The 17984-nt window shown below is 38.2% G+C and carries 21 protein-coding genes; 8 read left to right on the forward strand and 13 right to left on the reverse strand.

Annotated elements, in window-relative coordinates; genetic code table 11:
* Positions 1–73 precede the first annotated feature (73 nt).
* Positions 74–529 (forward strand): universal stress protein, encoded by a 456-nt coding sequence (locus tag R2Q84_RS14780; protein WP_316817341.1) that lies wholly within the window; start codon positions 74–76, stop codon positions 527–529.
* Positions 530–700: 171 nt separating this feature from the next.
* On the opposite strand, the gene R2Q84_RS14785 is transcribed toward R2Q84_RS14780, so the two are convergent.
* The gene (locus R2Q84_RS14785) at positions 701–1051 is read right to left on the reverse strand and encodes a 4Fe-4S dicluster domain-containing protein (protein WP_316817342.1); all 351 of its coding nucleotides are present in this window, start codon (positions 1049–1051) and stop codon (positions 701–703) included.
* 77 nt (positions 1052–1128) lie between these two features.
* Here R2Q84_RS14785 and R2Q84_RS14790 point away from each other — a divergent pair, with 77 nt between their 5' ends.
* The 7 genes from R2Q84_RS14790 to R2Q84_RS14820 all read left to right on the forward strand — a co-directional run bounded on the left by R2Q84_RS14790 (position 1129) and on the right by R2Q84_RS14820 (position 7996).
* Positions 1129–2148, forward strand: a complete 1020-nt coding sequence (locus R2Q84_RS14790; RefSeq protein ID WP_316817343.1) for an acyl-CoA reductase — start codon at positions 1129–1131, stop codon at positions 2146–2148.
* Positions 2149–2182: 34 nt separating this feature from the next.
* Complete coding sequence (locus R2Q84_RS14795) at positions 2183–4129, forward strand: gliding motility-associated C-terminal domain-containing protein (RefSeq protein WP_316817344.1); 1947 nt, start codon at positions 2183–2185, stop codon at positions 4127–4129.
* A gap of 47 nt (positions 4130–4176) precedes the next feature.
* Positions 4177–4380, forward strand: a complete 204-nt coding sequence (locus tag R2Q84_RS14800; RefSeq protein ID WP_062547218.1) for a hypothetical protein — start codon at positions 4177–4179, stop codon at positions 4378–4380.
* 3 nt (positions 4381–4383) lie between these two features.
* Positions 4384–5067 (forward strand): cell division ATP-binding protein FtsE, encoded by a 684-nt coding sequence (locus tag R2Q84_RS14805; RefSeq protein ID WP_316817345.1) that lies wholly within the window; start codon positions 4384–4386, stop codon positions 5065–5067.
* A 128-nt stretch (positions 5068–5195) separates the two neighbouring features.
* Positions 5196–5810: a nucleotide exchange factor GrpE gene (locus R2Q84_RS14810; RefSeq protein ID WP_316817346.1), complete on the forward strand. Its 615-nt coding sequence runs from the start codon at positions 5196–5198 to the stop codon at positions 5808–5810.
* Between the two features lie 6 nt (positions 5811–5816).
* Positions 5817–6986: a molecular chaperone DnaJ gene (dnaJ, locus tag R2Q84_RS14815; protein WP_316817347.1), complete on the forward strand. Its 1170-nt coding sequence runs from the start codon at positions 5817–5819 to the stop codon at positions 6984–6986.
* A 104-nt stretch (positions 6987–7090) separates the two neighbouring features.
* Positions 7091–7996, forward strand: a complete 906-nt coding sequence (locus tag R2Q84_RS14820) for an exopolyphosphatase (RefSeq protein ID WP_316817348.1) — start codon at positions 7091–7093, stop codon at positions 7994–7996.
* Here the strand turns inward: R2Q84_RS14820 and R2Q84_RS14825 are convergent.
* The 12 genes from R2Q84_RS14825 to R2Q84_RS14880 all read right to left on the reverse strand — a co-directional run bounded on the left by R2Q84_RS14825 (position 7993) and on the right by R2Q84_RS14880 (position 17924).
* Positions 7993–8562, reverse strand: coding sequence for a Maf family nucleotide pyrophosphatase (locus tag R2Q84_RS14825; RefSeq protein ID WP_316817349.1), 570 nt, complete (start codon positions 8560–8562; stop codon positions 7993–7995). The genes R2Q84_RS14820 and R2Q84_RS14825 overlap by 4 nt on opposite strands.
* Before the next feature lie 98 nt (positions 8563–8660).
* A complete protein-coding gene (locus R2Q84_RS14830) occupies positions 8661–9068 on the reverse strand; it encodes a hypothetical protein (RefSeq protein WP_316817350.1) in 408 nt (135 codons plus the stop codon).
* Positions 9069–9182: 114 nt separating this feature from the next.
* Complete coding sequence (locus R2Q84_RS14835; protein ID WP_316817351.1) at positions 9183–9710, reverse strand: HAD-IIIA family hydrolase; 528 nt, start codon at positions 9708–9710, stop codon at positions 9183–9185.
* 3 nt (positions 9711–9713) lie between these two features.
* Positions 9714–9956, reverse strand: coding sequence for a Fe-S cluster assembly protein IscX (gene iscX / locus R2Q84_RS14840; RefSeq protein ID WP_316817352.1), 243 nt, complete (start codon positions 9954–9956; stop codon positions 9714–9716).
* Between the two features lie 25 nt (positions 9957–9981).
* Positions 9982–10314 carry a 2Fe-2S iron-sulfur cluster-binding protein gene (locus R2Q84_RS14845; RefSeq protein WP_316817670.1) on the reverse strand — a complete coding sequence of 111 codons (333 nt, stop codon included), beginning with the start codon at positions 10312–10314 and terminating at the stop codon, positions 9982–9984.
* 42 nt (positions 10315–10356) lie between these two features.
* Positions 10357–11115, reverse strand: a complete 759-nt coding sequence (locus tag R2Q84_RS14850) for a Rossmann-like and DUF2520 domain-containing protein (RefSeq protein ID WP_316817353.1) — start codon at positions 11113–11115, stop codon at positions 10357–10359.
* Positions 11116–11195: 80 nt separating this feature from the next.
* Complete coding sequence (locus tag R2Q84_RS14855; protein ID WP_316817354.1) at positions 11196–13667, reverse strand: heme lyase CcmF/NrfE family subunit; 2472 nt, start codon at positions 13665–13667, stop codon at positions 11196–11198.
* Between the two features lie 6 nt (positions 13668–13673).
* Positions 13674–14126, reverse strand: a complete 453-nt coding sequence (locus R2Q84_RS14860) for a cytochrome c maturation protein CcmE (protein WP_316817355.1) — start codon at positions 14124–14126, stop codon at positions 13674–13676.
* A 174-nt stretch (positions 14127–14300) separates the two neighbouring features.
* Positions 14301–15722, reverse strand: a complete 1422-nt coding sequence (locus tag R2Q84_RS14865; protein ID WP_316817356.1) for a Glu/Leu/Phe/Val dehydrogenase — start codon at positions 15720–15722, stop codon at positions 14301–14303.
* Between the two features lie 148 nt (positions 15723–15870).
* Positions 15871–16089 (reverse strand): CcmD family protein, encoded by a 219-nt coding sequence (locus R2Q84_RS14870; protein WP_316817357.1) that lies wholly within the window; start codon positions 16087–16089, stop codon positions 15871–15873.
* Between the two features lie 2 nt (positions 16090–16091).
* Positions 16092–16751 (reverse strand): cytochrome c biogenesis protein, encoded by a 660-nt coding sequence (locus R2Q84_RS14875; RefSeq protein ID WP_316817358.1) that lies wholly within the window; start codon positions 16749–16751, stop codon positions 16092–16094.
* A 90-nt stretch (positions 16752–16841) separates the two neighbouring features.
* Entirely contained in the window at positions 16842–17924 is a 1083-nt protein-coding gene (locus R2Q84_RS14880; protein WP_316817359.1) for an efflux RND transporter periplasmic adaptor subunit, read from the reverse strand.
* Between the last annotated feature and the right edge of the window lie 60 nt (positions 17925–17984).

A 17984-nucleotide genomic window follows, 5' to 3' on the forward strand; every position in this document is an offset into this window, starting at 1 on the left:
TTATGAGTATCATTTACTTTAAATAGTAATGAAATACCGCAGATCACATATATTAAACCTTTAAATCAAGCTCATGAACCTCAAAAAGATTTTAATTGCTGTAGACAATAGTACCTGCTCGGAGAAGGCAGCAAAAACAGGTTACGAAGTGGCAAAAACCTTTGGCGCAGAGGTTGCACTTGTAAATATAATAGAGCCTATTCCGGCTAATATCAACCCTGATTTGACGCTAGCTCCTGTTTTTTTAGAGGCTTATGACAATAGTGAGGAAAACAGTCATATACTATTAAAAGAGATTGAGGGCAAATACAGCCATGGCATTCCAACTACTTATTTAAGTGTAATTGACAGTGCTGCTCATGGGATTATTAAACAATCTGACGAATGGGGATCTGACCTGATTGTAATAGGTACTTACGGCCGTACAGGGATTTATCATTTTCTAATGGGAAGTGTAGCCGAACATGTCGCCCGAAAATCAGCATGCCCGGTCTTAATTGTCCCCAATAAATACGAAGAAAAATCTTAAATCGGGTTTAACTTAAAGACCCTGTTACAGGGGCCTTCGTGGGGCATTAGCGGGGTGTTGATGAGACACTGCCGGGGCTATCGACGCAATAAATACTAGATAACAGTTCAGAAACAACGAAAAAAAGCCAGTTCTATATAGAACTGGCTTTATAAATTATACCTATTAAGCTTAATTTTCCTGATGTAACCAGGCTTTTTTAGCTAATAATTCTTCTTCGGTTTCACGAACATCTTCATCATCAACACAACAATCTACAGGGCATACCGCTGCACATTGAGGCTCATCATGAAAGCCTTTGCATTCCGTACATTTATCGGATACGATATAATAAACTTCATCTGAACCTGCATCCTGAGCAGCTTCTGAATCTATCTCTTTACCTCCAAAATCGATAATACCATTTAAACTGGTACCATCAGAAAATCTCCAGGCCGTGCCTGCATCATAAATTGCATTATTTGGGCATTCAGGCTCACATGCTCCGCAGTTAATGCACTCGTCTGTTATTTTAATAGCCATGTCTTCGTCTAAATCTATTGCTAAGATTACCTTTGCATCAGCAAATATAACACATAAACTTTAAAATCATTGGAATTATGCCAATCCTTAATAACGAAAAACTAATTATTGCATTAAAAAAACTTAGCGACTTCATGATTGAACCCAGCGAGGAGTTCAAAAACCTGATTTCCTCTGCATCAAATAACAATGCTTGGTTTACTGAAGAAGAAGTGAAAAGAGCATTAAATTCTCTTCATAAAATGCTGAACCAGCAAGATTTGGAAACTTGGTTTGCAAACATTAAAATAACTGAAGAACAAAAAAAAGTTGGGTTAATATTAGCTGGAAACATCCCTATGGTAGGTTTTCACGATGTAATTGCAGTTCTTGCCACTGGAAATATAGCATTGATCAAACTCTCGTCATCCGACGATAAATTGGTTCCTGCCCTACTGGCGGAACTGGTTAAAATAGAGCCATTACTTTCAGATCGTATTATATATGTAGAAAGACTCAAGGATTTTGATGCCGTAATTGCCACAGGGAGTAACAATACATCAAGATATTTTGATTTTTACTTTGGTAAAGGTCCTAATATTATCAGAAAAAACAGAAACAGCGTTGCTGTGATTACAGGAGACGAGAGCAAAGAAGAGCTTGCTCAACTAGGTCATGATATATTTGATTATTTTGGATTAGGTTGCAGAAATGTGTCTAAACTATATATCCCGGAAGATTATGACATTAAGAATTTCTTTGAACCATTAGAAGGTTTTAAAGATATCATCAATCATTTCAAATACAATAACAATTACGATTACAATAAATCTATTTACCTGGTAAACCTGAAACACCATTACGATAATGGCTTTTTATTGTTAACAGAGGGCGAAAGTCTATCTTCTCCGCTAGCAGTATTATATTATGAAACCTATACAAATTTAGAACAGGTAGAAAAACTGTTAAAAGATAAAGCTGAAGACATTCAATGTGTGATAAGTAAAGCTCCTTTAAAACTAAAGACCCCTGTATTAGGGTTTGGGAAAAGCCAAAGTCCTAAACTATGGGATTACGCAGATAATGTAAATACGATAGAATTTTTGAATAGCTTATAATTAAGAGTATATTGAGTGGCTAATATAGTTCGTTTTGCAATTCAATAACCTAAGTTACAAGCTCATATTATTTATTACTATTCTCTTTTGTAATACAGGGAAGGCTCAGACTATATTATGTAAGGGTTCCTTAGGTGATCCAATTAAAAAGATAGATTTTGGAAATGGTATCCGTCAACATGGGCCGCCAATCTCTGAAACCTCTTTTAATTTCCAATCAACAGGAACTCCTTCTGATGGATGGTATACCATTGCGAAAAGTACAGTAGGAATGCATCCCGAAAGCTGGCATCAGATTGGCAATCATACAACAAACGATCCTGATGGATATATGATGATTGTAAATGCATCGAATGCACCCAGTGTATTCTACGAAGCTACCATTTCGGGCCTCTGTGCTAATACCACATATGAATTTGCGGCCTGGGTAATCAACCTAATGACCCATACAGGTAATAAACCAGATCTAACTTTTACCATATCAACTGTTCAAGGAGTACTACTGGCTGCCCCATACAATACTGGGAAAATTCCTGAGGGTTCTGCTACGGACTGGTTACATCCTGGCTTCTTATTTACTACCCCTTCAGATGTAAATGAAATTAAAATTAGTATCCGTAATAACGGGGAAGGCGGCGGTGGCAACGATATTGCAGTAGATGACATCACGTTCAGTCCCTGTGGCCCGATAATCACTCCTTCAGTTAATGGCGTAGTAACTGCCGATAAAAATCTATGTATAGGGGATTATAAAAATTTTGTTTTATCAGCGGAGGTAACACCTGGTGTTTATACAAATCCTCAATACCTCTGGCAAGTTATGGGGCCCAATGGACTTTGGCAAGATATGTTAGAGGAAACAAGCTCCCAATACACTAAAAAATTTGAAGGTGCAGCAGTTGGCAGTTACAAATACAGACTTTTAGTTGCAGAAAATGGCAATATCAACTCACCAAACTGCAGGGTAATCTCGCCGCCATTTGAACTCAATGTACAGCCGTTACCTACTCCTACAATCAATGGTCCAACAAAACCAGTATGTATAGGCGAACCAATCCAATTAACTGTTAGCGATGCAAGCAACTATCAATGGACAGGACCAAATGGATTTAGTTCAACAAGCCAATCACCAGTTATTCCTAAGGCTACGGTGGAAATGGCAGGCACTTATTATGTTACTGTAACCAATGAAGCAGGATGCGTGGTTAATAAAGAAATAGAAGTTTTTATTGTTCCTAGGCCTGTAATCACAATCGATGCCGTTACTCCTATCTGCAAGGGTTCATCAGTGACATTAAATGCCAGAGCAGACACTGATATTGGTACGACCTACAGTTGGCTCCCGGACGCAAGTTTATCTGCAACTGACATTCCAAGTCCTGTTGCGACTCCCGAGAAAACCACCACTTATACCGTTTATGTTTCTAATGGTTCATGTAGAACTTCAATGGATGTTACCGTACATGTATTGACTCCTTTACAGGCTAATGCCGGCCCCGATCTAAAAATCATAAAAGGTAACAGTATCAGGCTAAAAGGCTCAGTATCCGGTGAAAACCCAGGAGATGTATTATGGACACCATCAGATTTCCTCGATGATCCCACTAAGCTAAACCCAATAGCTAATCCTCCATTTAGTATGAACTATATTTTAAATGTCACGTCCTCCACCGACTGCGCTCCTGCTTCCGATCAGGTATTTGTTAAAGTGTACGATAAACTGGTCGTACCTAACAGCTTTAGTCCGAATGATGATGGCATTAACGATATATGGAATGTTATCGCCATAGATACTTACGCAAACCCAACTGTAAAAATAATGAACCGATATGGACAATTGATGTTTGAAGGTAAAGGTGATAAGACCGCCTGGGACGGAAAACGCGGAAATGAAGATGTTCCCGTAGGTGTATATTATTATATGATAAATCTGGAAACCGGATTAAAGCCACTCACCGGATCATTAACCCTCATCAGATAAATAGGTCTCATGCCTTATTTCTCATTTTGAAATACTATTTTTGAACGATGTATGTTATAAAAGTAAAAGGCATAGCCAAAATTCCGGATTATGTACAGTTAAGAGATGATAAATTCACCCTACTTGCTTATTTCAGAGTAGACAGACCCGATAAATCATTGGAAAAATTAGGCTTGGGTGATAAACTACCATACATTATGAATTTTGTAAATGATTTGCCTTTTGGACAAATTGCTAAATTAGATATCTAAACCATGACAGGAAGCACAGTTATAAATTTAAAAAATGTAGATGTATTTCAGCAAAAACATCTGGTTTTGTCGAACGTAAACTTAAATATCGACAAAGGTGAATTCGTTTTTTTAATCGGCCAGACAGGCTCCGGAAAGAGTAGTTTGCTTAAAATTATTTATGGTGACCTTCATATTGGTAATGGAGATGGACAGATAGCTGGTTTCGACTTAAAAAAACTAAGTAGTAAAGAAGTTCCCTTTTTACGCAGAAAGCTAGGTATCGTATTTCAGGATTTCCAGTTACTTACAGATAGAACAGTAGAGAAAAACCTGGAGTTTGTCCTTAAAGCTACTGGTTGGACAGACAAAAGCCTGATCAGTGAGCGCATTAAAGATGTACTGGAAAAAGTCGGACTACGTTCAAAAATTAAGAAAATGCCTCATGAATTGTCTGGTGGTGAGCAACAGCGTGTAGTTATTGCACGCGCACTATTAAACAATCCGGAAATTATACTTGCTGATGAACCTACTGGTAACCTGGATCCTGATACTTCTGAAGAAATTGTAATGTTGTTAAAACAAATCAGTCAGGGCGGAACAGCTGTATTAATGGCCACCCATGATTATCACATTATTAGAACATTCCCTTCAAGAATTATTAAATGTGAAAGTGGTGTTGTACATGAAGATGCACAGATTGTATAATATAATTCACTGACAAATTTTTACTAATCGGCCATTCTGTTACTTGTTTTTTATTTAAAACTGACAGCATGACGGATAATCCCTATTGGCAAACCTTTTGAGTTCATAATCAAAAATTCTACTATACTATGTTTAGCAAGAAGAAAAAACACAATAATCAAGATACGACTATGCAAAATCAAGACCCTGCAGCAGAAAATATTGCTGAAGATCAATTGATAGATGATACAAAAGAAGCGAATACTGAAGCTGCTGAAAAGAACGAAGAGACTGCCGAAGCTACACCGGAATTGTCTGCAGAAGAGAAATTACAACAAGAGAACGCAGCTTTAAATGATAAATATATAAGGTTGTTTGCTGAATTTGACAACTACAAACGTCGCACACAAAAAGAGCGTGTTGAATTGTTGCAAACTGCAGGAAAAGATGTAATTGTTTCTTTATTACCTGTACTGGATGATTTCGACAGAGCTAATAAAGCGATGGAAAATGCAACGGATATTAATTCTATCCGTGAGGGGCTTATCCTTGTACATACAAAATTAAAAAATACACTTGGCCAGAAAGGTCTTAAAGAAATAGAGAGTATCAATACTGTTTTTGATACAGACAATCATGAGGCAATTACTAAAATACCTGCGCCAACTGACGATTTAAAGGGAAAAGTAGTAGACGAACTGGAAAAAGGATATACTTTAAACGACAAAGTTATACGCTTTGCCAAAGTAGTAGTAGGTAGTTAATATTTTATGAGCAAAAGAGATTATTATGATGTGCTTGGTGTATCCAGAAGTACATCTGCTGACGAAATTAAAAAGGCTTATCGTAAACTAGCCATTAAGTATCACCCGGATAAAAACCCGGATGATAAATCAGCTGAAGATAAATTTAAAGAAGCAGCTGAGGCTTATGAGGTGCTAAGCAATCCTGAAAAAAAACAACGTTATGACCACTATGGTCATGCTGGCGTTGGCGGTGCTTCAGGAGGCGGTGGCTATGGCGGCGGCGGTATGAACATGGAAGATATATTTAGCCAGTTTGGTGATATCTTTGGTTCTGGCGGTGGCGGCAGTCCTTTTGAAAGTTTCTTTGGCGGTGGACAGCAATCACGTGGTGGCAGAAGAGTATCAAAAGGTACCAATCTACGCATCAAGGTAAAACTTACACTCGAAGAAATTGCTAACGGTACCGAGAAAAAGATAAAAGTAAATAAGCAGATTGTCTGCAAAACCTGTGACGGCAGTGGTGCAAAAGACCGGTCATCGGTAAGTACTTGTAAAACCTGTGGCGGCAGCGGTGCTGTACGCAGGGTCACCAATACCATATTGGGACAAATGCAAACTACCTCTACCTGCCCGACCTGTAATGGAAGTGGTTCTCAAATCACTGCTAAATGTGGTTCATGTCATGGTGAAGGTGTAGTAAGAGGTGAAGAAACCATTACTATAAACATTCCTGCTGGTGTAAGTGATGGCATGCAATTGAGCATGAGCGGTAAAGGAAATGCAGCACCAAACGGCGGTATTCCGGGTGACCTGATCATTTTAATTGAAGAAATTCCACACGAAACACTTAAACGCGAAGGTAACAATGTAGTTTATGACCTACATGTTTCTATTATAGATGCGGCCCTGGGCTATAGTGCTGAAGTACCTACCATTGATGGTAAAGCGAAAATCAAGATCGAGCCAGGTACACAGAGCGGTAAACTATTACGTTTAAAAGGTAAAGGTATTCCTGAAATCAATTCTTATCACCGTGGCGATGAGATCATCCATGTAAACATATGGACGCCTAAAGCCTTAAGTGCAGAAGAAAGAGGAATACTGGAAAGACTCAGAGAATCTCCAAACTTCAAACCTCAACCTGGTAAGAACGACAAGAGCTTCTTTGAAAAGATGAAAGAATATTTTGATTAATTAATTAATTAATTAAATACCTTAAAGCCGCTTCAAGCGGCTTTTTTTTTGCATCTTTTATTTAGCTTTATCACATCCTTAAACATTCATTTTAATCACCTCATATGACCGTCGCTGTTATTGATCTTGGCACCAACACCTTTCACCTTATTATAGCCGAAGTATCTGATCGTTCCGTAAGCATTCTATTTAAGACCAATGAACCAGTTAGATTGGGACAAGGGCGGATCAATGAAAATATAATTGTTCCTGAAGCTTTTGAAAGAGGAATAAATACACTTAAAAACTTCAGACAGGAAATCGAAAAGCATAATGCAGGAATTGTTAAAGCAATTGCAACATCGGCCATACGTAGTGCCGACAATGGTGCAGACTTTGTAAAAGCAGCACAAACAGAAGCTGGGATTACTATAGATGTAGCCTCAGGAGATGAAGAAGCAACTTACATTTATAGTGGAGTTAGAGCTACCGGAACAATAAATGGCATTTCACTAATTATGGACATTGGCGGTGGCAGTACAGAGTTCATCATCTGTAATGACAGTGCTATACTTTGGAAAAAAAGCTACAATATTGGTGCAGCACGATTAATGCAGGCTTACTTTAAGTCAGATCCTATTAGCCATCATGATCAATCGGCAATTGTCAATCATCTGGATATCGAACTTCAGGGGTTAAAAGAGGCTTGTGCTGTATATCAGCCAGAACATTTAATTGGTTCTGCCGGGGCTTTCGAAACCTTCGCACAAATGCTATACAAAAACATAGATTTAAAATCAATTAAATCAACTCCTATAGCACTAGTTCAATATAAAGAGCTCGCCAAGCAATTACTAGCTTCTACACATGCAGAAAGAGACCTCATGCCCAATCTTATTAAACTACGGGTAGACATGATTGTTATTTCAGCAATAATAACCAATTATGTTATTGCTAACTGTCGGATAAAAGAACTCAGTCTCTCTACCTATGATTTAAAAATGGGGGTTTTGTACCAATTGGCCGATTAAAAGTTTAGTAATGCTCTATACAGTTTCTCTGTTGGCAGGCCCATTACATTGGTATAGGAACCGATGATCTTCTCTACCGCTATAAAGCCTATCCAATCCTGAATACCATAAGCACCGGCTTTATCAAGCGGATTGTAATTTCGGATATAATGATCAATTTGCTCGGCTATAAGCGTATTAAAAAAAACTTCCGTTACATCATAAAAAGAATGAATTTTATCACCATGGGCAATACTAACGCCAGTGTACACCTGGTGATTGGTACCAGATAGTTTAGTTAGCATTTCTTCCGCGTGGTGTGCATCCTCCGGCTTACCGAGTATTTCTTTCTTATAAGCAACGATGGTGTCGGCAGTAATTACCAAATTTCCAACTGCCTCGTCTTTAAAAGCAGCGGCCTTTTTCTCTGCAATGTAAATTGCGATTTCGGCTGGGAAAAGATCTTCCGGATAACTTTCATCAACCTCCTTTAATACCACCTTAAAATCCAGATCCATTAATTTCAACAGTTCTTGTCTGCGTGGAGATTTTGAGGCGAGTATGATTGGAAGCTTTTGTTTATACATGAGTTTATTGCTTTTAAGAAAAAAAAGGGAATTTACCTTCGCGCAAAAATAATAAAAGCGACCATAAGCCGCTTTTATTATTTCAAATGATTTGCTAATTACTGTTTAGCCTCTCCACCCTGACCTCTGCTTTCCATTCTCTTTTTCATCATTTCTTTACGTTCTTCTTTCCAGATCTCAAATGCTTTTTTCTGGTCATCATTTAATAAAGCTGTAATTTTAGCATTGCTTTCCTCATTGGCTTTAGCCATAGAAGCCATCATTGCTGCCCTATCCCCTTTTGCCTCTTCACGAAGCTTAGCCATACTTGCACCTTGTTCCGCGTAGATAACAGCTACTTTTGCTTTTTGGTCCTCTGTTAATTTTAACTTCTCGGCCAGCTGCTCAGTCTGTCTTTTTGCTCTCTCTTCAGGAGTACCGCCTCTTCCCTGTCCTTGTCCACCTTGCGCGTTTGCAAATGTGATTGTACTAAATAACAATCCGCAAATGATTAATAATTTTTTCATGTGTTTATATTTTATGGTTCGCAAGCTATTGTAAGCTCAGACATTAGAGACCATAAAGCACAAATAGGTTTAACCTACCTATGTAACATAATTGTTGCAATAAGAAATACTGGTCTATTTGCCTGAATCGGCAGCAGATGGATTTTCGTCAAACCACTTTTCTTGTACTTTAAGTACTTTTTCAATGATATCCCTTACCGCAGTTTTACCTCCGGTGTAAGGTGAAATATAATGAGAGACTGCTTTAATTTCCGGGACGGCATCTGCCGGACAGGTAGCCAGTCCTACAAGCTTCATAATCTTAAGGTCAGGAATATCATCGCCCATATAAAGTACTTCGCGCTTTTTAAGCTTATATTCCTCACATAAACGACTATATACTGCTACCTTATCAGAAACTCCCAAAAAAATGTTGTTTATACCAAGCCCTTCGAAACGTTTTTGCATGGCCTGACCTTTACCTCCCGAGATAATACATACGTGATAACCTCTTTTAACAGCTAGTTGCAATGCATAACCATCTTTGATATTAAAAGTCCGTAAAAACTCGCCCGAATCAGACGCGATGATATCACCGTTAGTCAATACGCCATCAATATCAAAGATGAGGGTAGTAATATGCTTTAGCTGTTCAAGAAACATCGCTTACTTTTGGTTATCTCTCCATTCGTAAACCCAGGCCGACTGGATCTGCTCCAGGTGTCCTTCGCTACTTTCTTCCTTAGTTCCTTTGAAGTTAGGCAAGGACAATACCCATTCTAACAATTCTGTAAACCTGATACGGTATATTTTAGCTTCATTAAAATCATCACCAAATTTCTCATATAATTCCTGAGCAATATCCTCATGATCATTCCAATATATTGGTAGGGCAAACTTATCCTGCATGTTCTAATTTATTTATCTATTATTATTAATGTCCTAAAAACTCAGACTGATCAGGTATGGTTACCTCAATATCACCGCTAATCACTACACACTGACAGCCTAAACGAGATGTAATCCTTGGGCGCACGGCTCTATCAATAAAATCTTCTTCTTTATCCGATATTTCCTGGATATTATCCATTCCCTTAGTCACATAAACATGACAGGTACTACATCCGCATACGCCTCCGCAGTTATGCTGCAATTCTATTCCGTGATCATGGCAGACATCTAAAACAGACTCTCCGCCAGCAATAGGTAGTTCAACTGTTTCTTTTCCTTGTTCTTCGAAATTTATCTTTAATTTAAAAATACTCATAATTCGGTTCAAAAATAAGCACCAAAAACCGCAATTACATTATTAATGCGTTTTTTTAATGCTATTACTTAAATTTTTATAGATCTCCTGCAAATGCGGCATTTTCTTCAAGAGTTCTTCGTGTTTTAATATTGTCTTTTTATCGTTTCTTATAGCCGGACCAGTCTGCACATCTTCAGGTAAAGCTTCCTGAACCTTTACTGCAGTTTCCATAATTAAGGGTCTCAACATCTCAAAATCAAGTTCGTTCTTTTTTAAGATTTGATGACTCAACTGATACATGTGATTCACAAAATTACAGGCAAAAACACCTGCCAGGTGTAATACTTCACGTTTTTTGCTATCCACCTCATAAATCAAAGGGCTAAGTTTCATGGCTGCCAATTGTAACAGGTCCATGTTCTCTTCAGTATTTGCCTCCAGGCATAAAGGAACATGAATGAAATCTATCGGTTGCGACTTAGAAAAAGTTTGCAATGGATAAAACACACCATGCTGTTTATGATCTTGCAATACATCCATTCCAGTTGCACCGGAAGTATGGACCACCAGACCATTTACATTTTTTAAAGCTTTTGAAACTTTAGCAACTGCGTCATCCTTTACTGCAATCAGGTACAAATCAGCATGCTCATCCACTTCCTTTAAATCAGAAATAGCACGTGCGCCAATGTCATTCGCTAACGCTTTGGCATTTTCCAGATCTCTGCTCCATACCTGGGCAATATCAGCACCATTGTCATTAAAAGCATTAGCCATGTGGGTGGCTACATTACCAGAACCTAAACAAACAATCTTCATAGGGATACAATTATCATTTTATGGTTATAAAGCAATCATTAATAAGCCTGGAACTGTTCTTTTAGGCATACTCACAATTATTAAGCTGCTTTAACTTCTTTTTGTCTTCTAAATATAGAAATTACAAATCCAATAACCATTACAATTGTTCCAACCCAATAAAGATTAATGTATGGGAATTCAATTGATTTAAATACTACCCAATCTTTAGCCTGTTGCGGCTTTTCATAAACCTGTAGTTCTACTTTTTGCTGATCAGGAAGCACTTTGGTAAACCTTAACCTTAAGCCAAGTTCATCAATATTACGTGCGAAATCAAAGGTATTGTTTCCTTTGATCAGGAATATAGGTTCAGTTTTATAAATCTTACCGTTCACATCCACTTCAATAGGCAGACCTACTGCTAGATCGCCGGGAGCCAGCACCAGACTTTTCGCTTTAGGCTGACTATTTAAAGCTTTAACGGTAAGTACTCCGCTGCTGGTATGCAAAGTATCACCAGTAGATACATTTACAATTCTCGGCGCTTTATAATTTTCTTCCTCACTATGCCCTTCGTGATCAGCATGATGATCTTCCTGCTTTTCCGGAGCGCTGGTAATGTGGGTATAAATATCATAAGTAAGGTAATGTTTCGTATCCGGAGAAGCGATAAGCCCCATCTTTTCATTTACCTGAACATGCGGGTTCAATTCAAAATCTTCTTTTATCTCACCACTCTTTTCATCAATAACTTTAAAATTCAGCTTGTAGAAAGTGTTTGGCTTAACCGTAGTATCACTCACATAAGTTACTGTATAACGTCCCATTTTTTTAGGCTCGTTTTTATATAATACGATATTCTCGCCTGGTTTCTCTACTTTCTCGAAATCCTTAACAGGAATAAAGTTTGACACATTAAGTGAGATTGGTCTGTTAGTAGCAGCAGCAACTAAGGCACCAAGCAACAACATCGCAAAACCTATGTGAGCAACCGCAGCACCGGCAAGTTTACGTTTACCACCAAAAGCTTGTCCCAATATCCTTGCATTAGATAAAATTGCGAATACACAACTAAAGGTTAACAGGATATACATCAGGTTATGATAAACATTTGTGATGTAAACAAATCCACCTGTAACTACAAGAGAGAATACTATTGAAGCAATAAGACTGCTATAAAATTTTCTTGCATCTGTTCTTTTGTACTTCATGAACTGTGCAAAACCAGATATAATAGTAACCAGGATAGCGAAAGGTGCCTGCCATTGGTTATAATATTTTATTGCATCAATTGGTGGAGCAAACTTAGTACCGAAGGCTTGGTTAAATACTGGGACAGAAGTCGAGAAAATAACTTGTATACAGGCCACAGTAATAACCAATGCGCCAATAAACATCCAGAATTCCCTGGAATAAGTTTCTTCATCTTTATTCGTAATTGGCAATTCTTTCCATCTGCATATCAGTAGTACGGTAGGAATCGTTAAGAAAACTACATTATAAAGGATAAGATGCCAGAACATTCCCAGATCGGTAAACGAGTGTACAGACGTTTCACCAAGCACCCCACTTCTGGTTAAGAAAGATGCATAAAGCACCAACACAAAACTGATGAATATCAATACAATTGCGGTAAAGAACGCATGGCCTGTATTTTTAAAGGCAATCATTACGTGTACACCTGCAATTAAGGTTAACCATGGAATAATAGATGCATTTTCTACCGGATCCCATGCCCAGAAGCCACCAAAGTTTAAAGCTTCATATGCCCAGAACGACCCCATGATGATTCCTGTTCCCAATATCATTACAGCAAAAAGTGCCCATGGCATTGCAGGTTTTACCCATTCTTTGTAGCGTTTCTCCCATAATCCTGTAATTGCATAAGCGAAAGGTACAATCATACTGGCGAAACCAAGGAACAAAGTTGGCGGGTGTATCACCATCCAGTAGTTCTGAAGAAGTGGATTTAATCCTTTTCCATCAGTGATAAACTTAAGGTAATTTTTATAGTTTTCCGGATCGCCAAAAACAACCGGAGCCATTTCTTTTAAATTTACCGCATCTCTAAGTAGAATGAATGGGGAACTACCTATACGTTCGCCAAAAATCTCAACCCCAAGCAACATCGAGGTTAAAAAAACCTGCGAAAATGCAACTACAGTCATTACACCATTTTCCCAGGATCTGGCTTTCCAGATAAGAATCAGACCAAGCAATGCTTGCCAGAATGCCCATAACCAGAAACTTCCCTCCTGTCCTTCCCAGAAAGCAGAAACAATATAATATACAGGAAGTTCTTTTGAAGAGTGTGAATAAACGTAATAATACTCGTTATAATGATTTAAAATCAGATAAAACAGTGTAGCTCCTATCCCCAGGATACTAACCCAGTTGATGATAAAAGATATACGGCCTAAGCGTGTCCAGGATTGATCCCCGATTTCTTTATTTCGTGTAGCGAAGAAATAAGCTATGGTTGATAGTAAAGAAGCGGCAAATGCCAAAACAATAAAAAACTGGCCGATTTTACCGGGAAGGAGGTTCTCTCCAATAAACTGTATATCCATTAAAAATTAGTTGTATTTTTCTACTTTGCCATCCTGCTTTATTTCAGTACCATCCTGATTTTGTACAGTACCGTCCTGCTTAACCTCCACAAGGTCATTGTTATATTTAGATGGGCATTTCATCAGTATTTTAGAAGCGTAAAAAGTGTCTTTATCCATTTTACCTATCAATACCAATTTTTCCGAACGCTCAAAATCCTGAGGTTTGGTTCCTGCGTATACTACTTTATTCACTTCCCCTTTTTCGTCTTTCATAAAAAACTCAAAACGGTTAGCATCTTTCAGGGCATCATAATGCATGCCTTTTTCCTTTTCCCAATAGCCCATTACATGAAATTCTTTTGGATCTTTTGCAGCTTCACTAAAGGTAGAATAGGTATTTGTATCTGCGTTAAGACTTACTAAAAAACCAACACATAATGCTATAGTTATCAAACCAATAATTGCACTTTTTCTCATGGACTACATAAATTTTAAAAGAAACTTCACAAATATAAAAAATATAAGTCCCCAAAACCCGTTGAAACCATTCAAAACGCTTTGATGACAGTTTATTGATAGTTCTCTGACAAATGCGCAAAAAAAATCCGCGATGTTTTTACTACATCGCGGACGAAATAAGATGATTAAATTTTATGGCCAAACACCAAGGTTCATATAAGAAACCGCTATCTTGTCAATAGAACCAACAAAAGCTGCAGTTCTCAACGTTTTAATTCCTGGCTTATTCATTAAAGTCTCCCTGATTTCATGGTAAGAATGGATCATGGTATCTTCCAGACCAGAATTCACTAATTCCAGCTCAGAAGCCCCTTTAACAATCATCATACGATGCTCAGCAGGAATACTTTTACCAGTAAGACTCTCCAGTGTATTAATTAAGTTTCTGTTAGAGTTTTCAGCATAACGATTTTCCATACGGCCAAAAGCTACGTGTGATAAATTTTTCAACCACTCAAAATAAGAAACCGTAACACCACCAGCGTTACAATACATATCTGGAATAATGATACCGCCCATCTCTGTGAAAACCTCTTCAGCTTCAGGCGTACAAGGTCCGTTAGCACCTTCAGCAATAATTCTGGCTTTGATATTTCTGATGTTGTTTACTGTGATCTGATTTTCAAGTGCAGCAGGAACCAGGATGTCACATGGCTGTTCCAATCCTTCCATAGAATTTTTGAATTCAGTAGCTCCAGGGAAGCCTAAAATAGAACCAGTCAATTTGCGATGCGCAAATACTTCGTCAATATTTAAACCATTTTCGTTGTAAATTGCACCTTCAAATTCGCAAAGGCCAACTACCGTTGCACCAAACTCCGCGAGGAATTTAGCTGCATGATATCCCACATTACCTAATCCTTGTACAATTACACGTTTATCACCTAAACCAGCCTTAAGGCCGATTTTTGCCATGTCTTCTGCAACATTTACACATTCCCTCACTGCGTAAGCAACACCGCGACCAGTAGCTTCCTTACGTCCACGTATACCGTGTAACGCAATCGGTTTACCAGTAACGCATCCAAGCGCGTCAAGCTGACCAGGGTTCATGGTCATATAAGTATCTGCAATCCAGCTCATTTCACGTTCACCCGTTCCGTAATCAGGAGCAGGAACATCAATACCAGGGCCGATAAAGTTCTTTTTAATTAATTCTGTCGTATAACGACGGGTAATGTTCTCTAACTCACCGATAGTGTAATTCTTAGGATTGATACAAATCCCACCTTTTGCACCGCCAAATGGTACGTTTACAATTGCACACTTGTAAGTCATTAACGCTGCAAGTGCCATTACCTCATCCTCATTTACCATATCGCTATAACGGATACCGCCCTTTGTTGGGTTCATGTGCTGCGAGTGTTCTACACGCCATGCATCAATCACCTCGAACCCATTACCCCTGCGAATTGGGAACTGGAAACGATACACACTGTTACAAGCTTTAATTTGAGTTAACAAACCTTCCGGATGGGAGGTGAATTGTGCGGCATTGTCAAAATTCTTGCAGACATCTGCAAAGAATTTTGTCTCATTTGCTGTATTAGCCATTATTTGTTTTTTATGAATTTGAAATAAGTCTCAGTTATGAGCACAAAATTGCACTAAAAAAAACGATTAATACAAATGAATAATCACTTAGTGTACGTGAAACACCACGTCAAATTACAGGCAAAAACAGGCATTAAACGATTTAAAATTAGTTTTTGGCAGCAGATTTTTCTTCTAATTTTTTTAATCTTTTTTCGATAGTGAACAGAAAAAAAAGCAGACCTAACAAAATTAAGACGACGCAAGCCACAACAACATATATTTTACCAGAAGCATATATGCTATCAGTAATGGTAGATCCACCATTTTGTGCAAACAATTGCAGGGATAATACCAACATTAAAATGGTAACTGAAAATTTCTTCATGGTTATAATGTATTCTTTTTTTCTAATGAACGAACTCTGTATAAAATAGTATAGATCCAATAGCCTATTATAATCCAACCCAAACAGGCAGGATAAAATACGGCACGCATACGGCTATCCAAATCGTATGCATTGAAACCTGGATTCCCCCCATTTCCCGGATGCAGGGAATCTGACAAACGTGGCAATACAAAAAGTAATACCACCATCATCGGAAAGGCAAATATGTTATATATAGCAGATATTTTAGCTCTTTTCTGTTCCTCATCTATTGCATTGCGCAATACCAGGTAAGCAAAGTATAATAATAACGAAATGGCAGCAAAATTCTGCTTCACATCAAAACTCCATGCTTGTCCCCATGTAAATTTGGCCCAAATCGCACCAGTTACAATCCCCAGTACACCATAAATCACACCAACATTAATGCTTTCTACAGCCTTAAGATCATGTTCAGGGTTAGTGTTGCTTAAGAACTTAATACTATGATAAACAGATACGCTAAATAATACAATCATTCCAAACCACATTGGCACATGGAAATAAAGGTTTCTTATACTTTCATATAAAATTGGCAGTTCAGGCACGCCAGATAAAAAGCCGGCAATGGTTGAATAGATAACCAACAAAGCCCCTAAAATTTTCCACCAGTTCTTGTACATTGTATATGTTTAAATTCGGACAAAGGTAATAACTGACGGTTATATTTTTATCATAAAGATGTAAATCAGGTTTGGAGGTCATTTTTCAAGTCATTTTAACTCCGTTCCGTCCTTAATTTCTTCAGAAGCCGATTTCACCAACATAGTTTTCGCAGTAAAAGGACCAAAAATCTCAATTTTATCTTTAAACTCTCTTCCTTTCTGAACTTTAGTCCTTACAGTCTTATTATTTTCAACCGCGACAACAAATATACCTTCACTCGACGTTACAACAGCCGATTTTGGAACCACGTAAGTACTATCTTTAGCATTTAGTAGCAACATCACTTCAGCTACCATTCCTGGCAACAATATATTGGCGGAGTTGGACACATCCATTTCTACCTTTTCCGAGCGTAGCTTAGTATCCAGGGCGCCAGATTTACGGGCAATTTTGGCACTGAAAGTCCGCCCCAATACAGATCTGACAGTAAAGTGCATTTCATCTCCTACACTTAAATACCCTGCATATTGTTCCGGCACTAATACTGACAACCTTAATTTACGTTGTTCCTGAATCGTAAACAAAGGTAATTCTGATCCTTTTCCTGAAGGACCAACATATGCACCTAAATTAACATTCCTTGAAGCAACCACTCCGTCAAAAGGCGCGCGGATCTGAAGATACCCTAACATTGTCTGAACTTCTCTATAACTTGCTTTTGCTGCCTGCAACTGTGCAAAGTCTGCATTTTTTCTAGCTTCAGCCTGTTCCAGGTCGTTCGAGGAAATTGTCCCTTCTACCTTACTCGTTTCCAACAACCTATTATAAGTACTGTTGCTCGCAGTATATACTGATTGCTGCGAATGCAAACGCGATTCAGCAGCAGTAAGCTGAGAACTGGTTTCAGGCGCATCAAGCACGACCAGTAACTGCCCTTTTTTCACCTGGGCGCCAATGTCTACTTTTAACTCTTTTACAAAGCTTGCTACTTTAGCATATAAGTCAACCTGCTGAAACCCCACCAACTCCGCAGGCATCATCAGCTCTGTAGACAGTTTTTCTTTTCTTACTTCAAAAGTCTCTATTTTCGGAACTGCTTCAACGGCTACATTTTCTTTCGGCTTTTCGGCACAACTTGATAAAAAAAGAGCCGTACTTAAAACAGTTGTAGTGATATATATAGGTTTCATCTCGTTATTTATTTATTGTTTTTTAATTATTAGACGGCGTCTTTGCAGGGCACATCTTCT

The sequence above is a fragment of the Pedobacter nyackensis genome (genome assembly GCF_032678475.1).
GTDB classification, from domain to species: Bacteria; Bacteroidota; Bacteroidia; order Sphingobacteriales; family Sphingobacteriaceae; genus Pedobacter; species Pedobacter nyackensis_A.

Coding starts and splice junctions, on each gene's coding strand:
- R2Q84_RS14780 (WP_316817341.1), top strand. CDS start 74: ATGAACCTCAAAAAGATTTTAATTGCTGTAGACAATAGTACCTGCTCG.
- R2Q84_RS14785 (WP_316817342.1), bottom strand. CDS start 1,051: ATGGCTATTAAAATAACAGACGAGTGCATTAACTGCGGAGCATGTGAG.
- R2Q84_RS14790 (WP_316817343.1), top strand. CDS start 1,129: ATGCCAATCCTTAATAACGAAAAACTAATTATTGCATTAAAAAAACTT.
- R2Q84_RS14800 (WP_062547218.1), top strand. CDS start 4,177: ATGTATGTTATAAAAGTAAAAGGCATAGCCAAAATTCCGGATTATGTA.
- R2Q84_RS14805 (WP_316817345.1), top strand. CDS start 4,384: ATGACAGGAAGCACAGTTATAAATTTAAAAAATGTAGATGTATTTCAG.
- R2Q84_RS14810 (WP_316817346.1), top strand. CDS start 5,196: ATGTTTAGCAAGAAGAAAAAACACAATAATCAAGATACGACTATGCAA.
- dnaJ (WP_316817347.1), top strand. CDS start 5,817: ATGAGCAAAAGAGATTATTATGATGTGCTTGGTGTATCCAGAAGTACA.
- R2Q84_RS14820 (WP_316817348.1), top strand. CDS start 7,091: ATGACCGTCGCTGTTATTGATCTTGGCACCAACACCTTTCACCTTATT.
- R2Q84_RS14825 (WP_316817349.1), bottom strand. CDS start 8,562: ATGTATAAACAAAAGCTTCCAATCATACTCGCCTCAAAATCTCCACGC.
- R2Q84_RS14830 (WP_316817350.1), bottom strand. CDS start 9,068: ATGAAAAAATTATTAATCATTTGCGGATTGTTATTTAGTACAATCACA.
- R2Q84_RS14835 (WP_316817351.1), bottom strand. CDS start 9,710: ATGTTTCTTGAACAGCTAAAGCATATTACTACCCTCATCTTTGATATT.
- iscX (WP_316817352.1), bottom strand. CDS start 9,956: ATGCAGGATAAGTTTGCCCTACCAATATATTGGAATGATCATGAGGAT.
- R2Q84_RS14845 (WP_316817670.1), bottom strand. CDS start 10,314: ATGAGTATTTTTAAATTAAAGATAAATTTCGAAGAACAAGGAAAAGAA.
- R2Q84_RS14850 (WP_316817353.1), bottom strand. CDS start 11,115: ATGAAGATTGTTTGTTTAGGTTCTGGTAATGTAGCCACCCACATGGCT.
- R2Q84_RS14855 (WP_316817354.1), bottom strand. CDS start 13,667: ATGGATATACAGTTTATTGGAGAGAACCTCCTTCCCGGTAAAATCGGC.
- R2Q84_RS14860 (WP_316817355.1), bottom strand. CDS start 14,126: ATGAGAAAAAGTGCAATTATTGGTTTGATAACTATAGCATTATGTGTT.
- R2Q84_RS14865 (WP_316817356.1), bottom strand. CDS start 15,722: ATGGCTAATACAGCAAATGAGACAAAATTCTTTGCAGATGTCTGCAAG.
- R2Q84_RS14870 (WP_316817357.1), bottom strand. CDS start 16,089: ATGAAGAAATTTTCAGTTACCATTTTAATGTTGGTATTATCCCTGCAA.
- R2Q84_RS14875 (WP_316817358.1), bottom strand. CDS start 16,751: ATGTACAAGAACTGGTGGAAAATTTTAGGGGCTTTGTTGGTTATCTAT.
- R2Q84_RS14880 (WP_316817359.1), bottom strand. CDS start 17,924: ATGAAACCTATATATATCACTACAACTGTTTTAAGTACGGCTCTTTTT.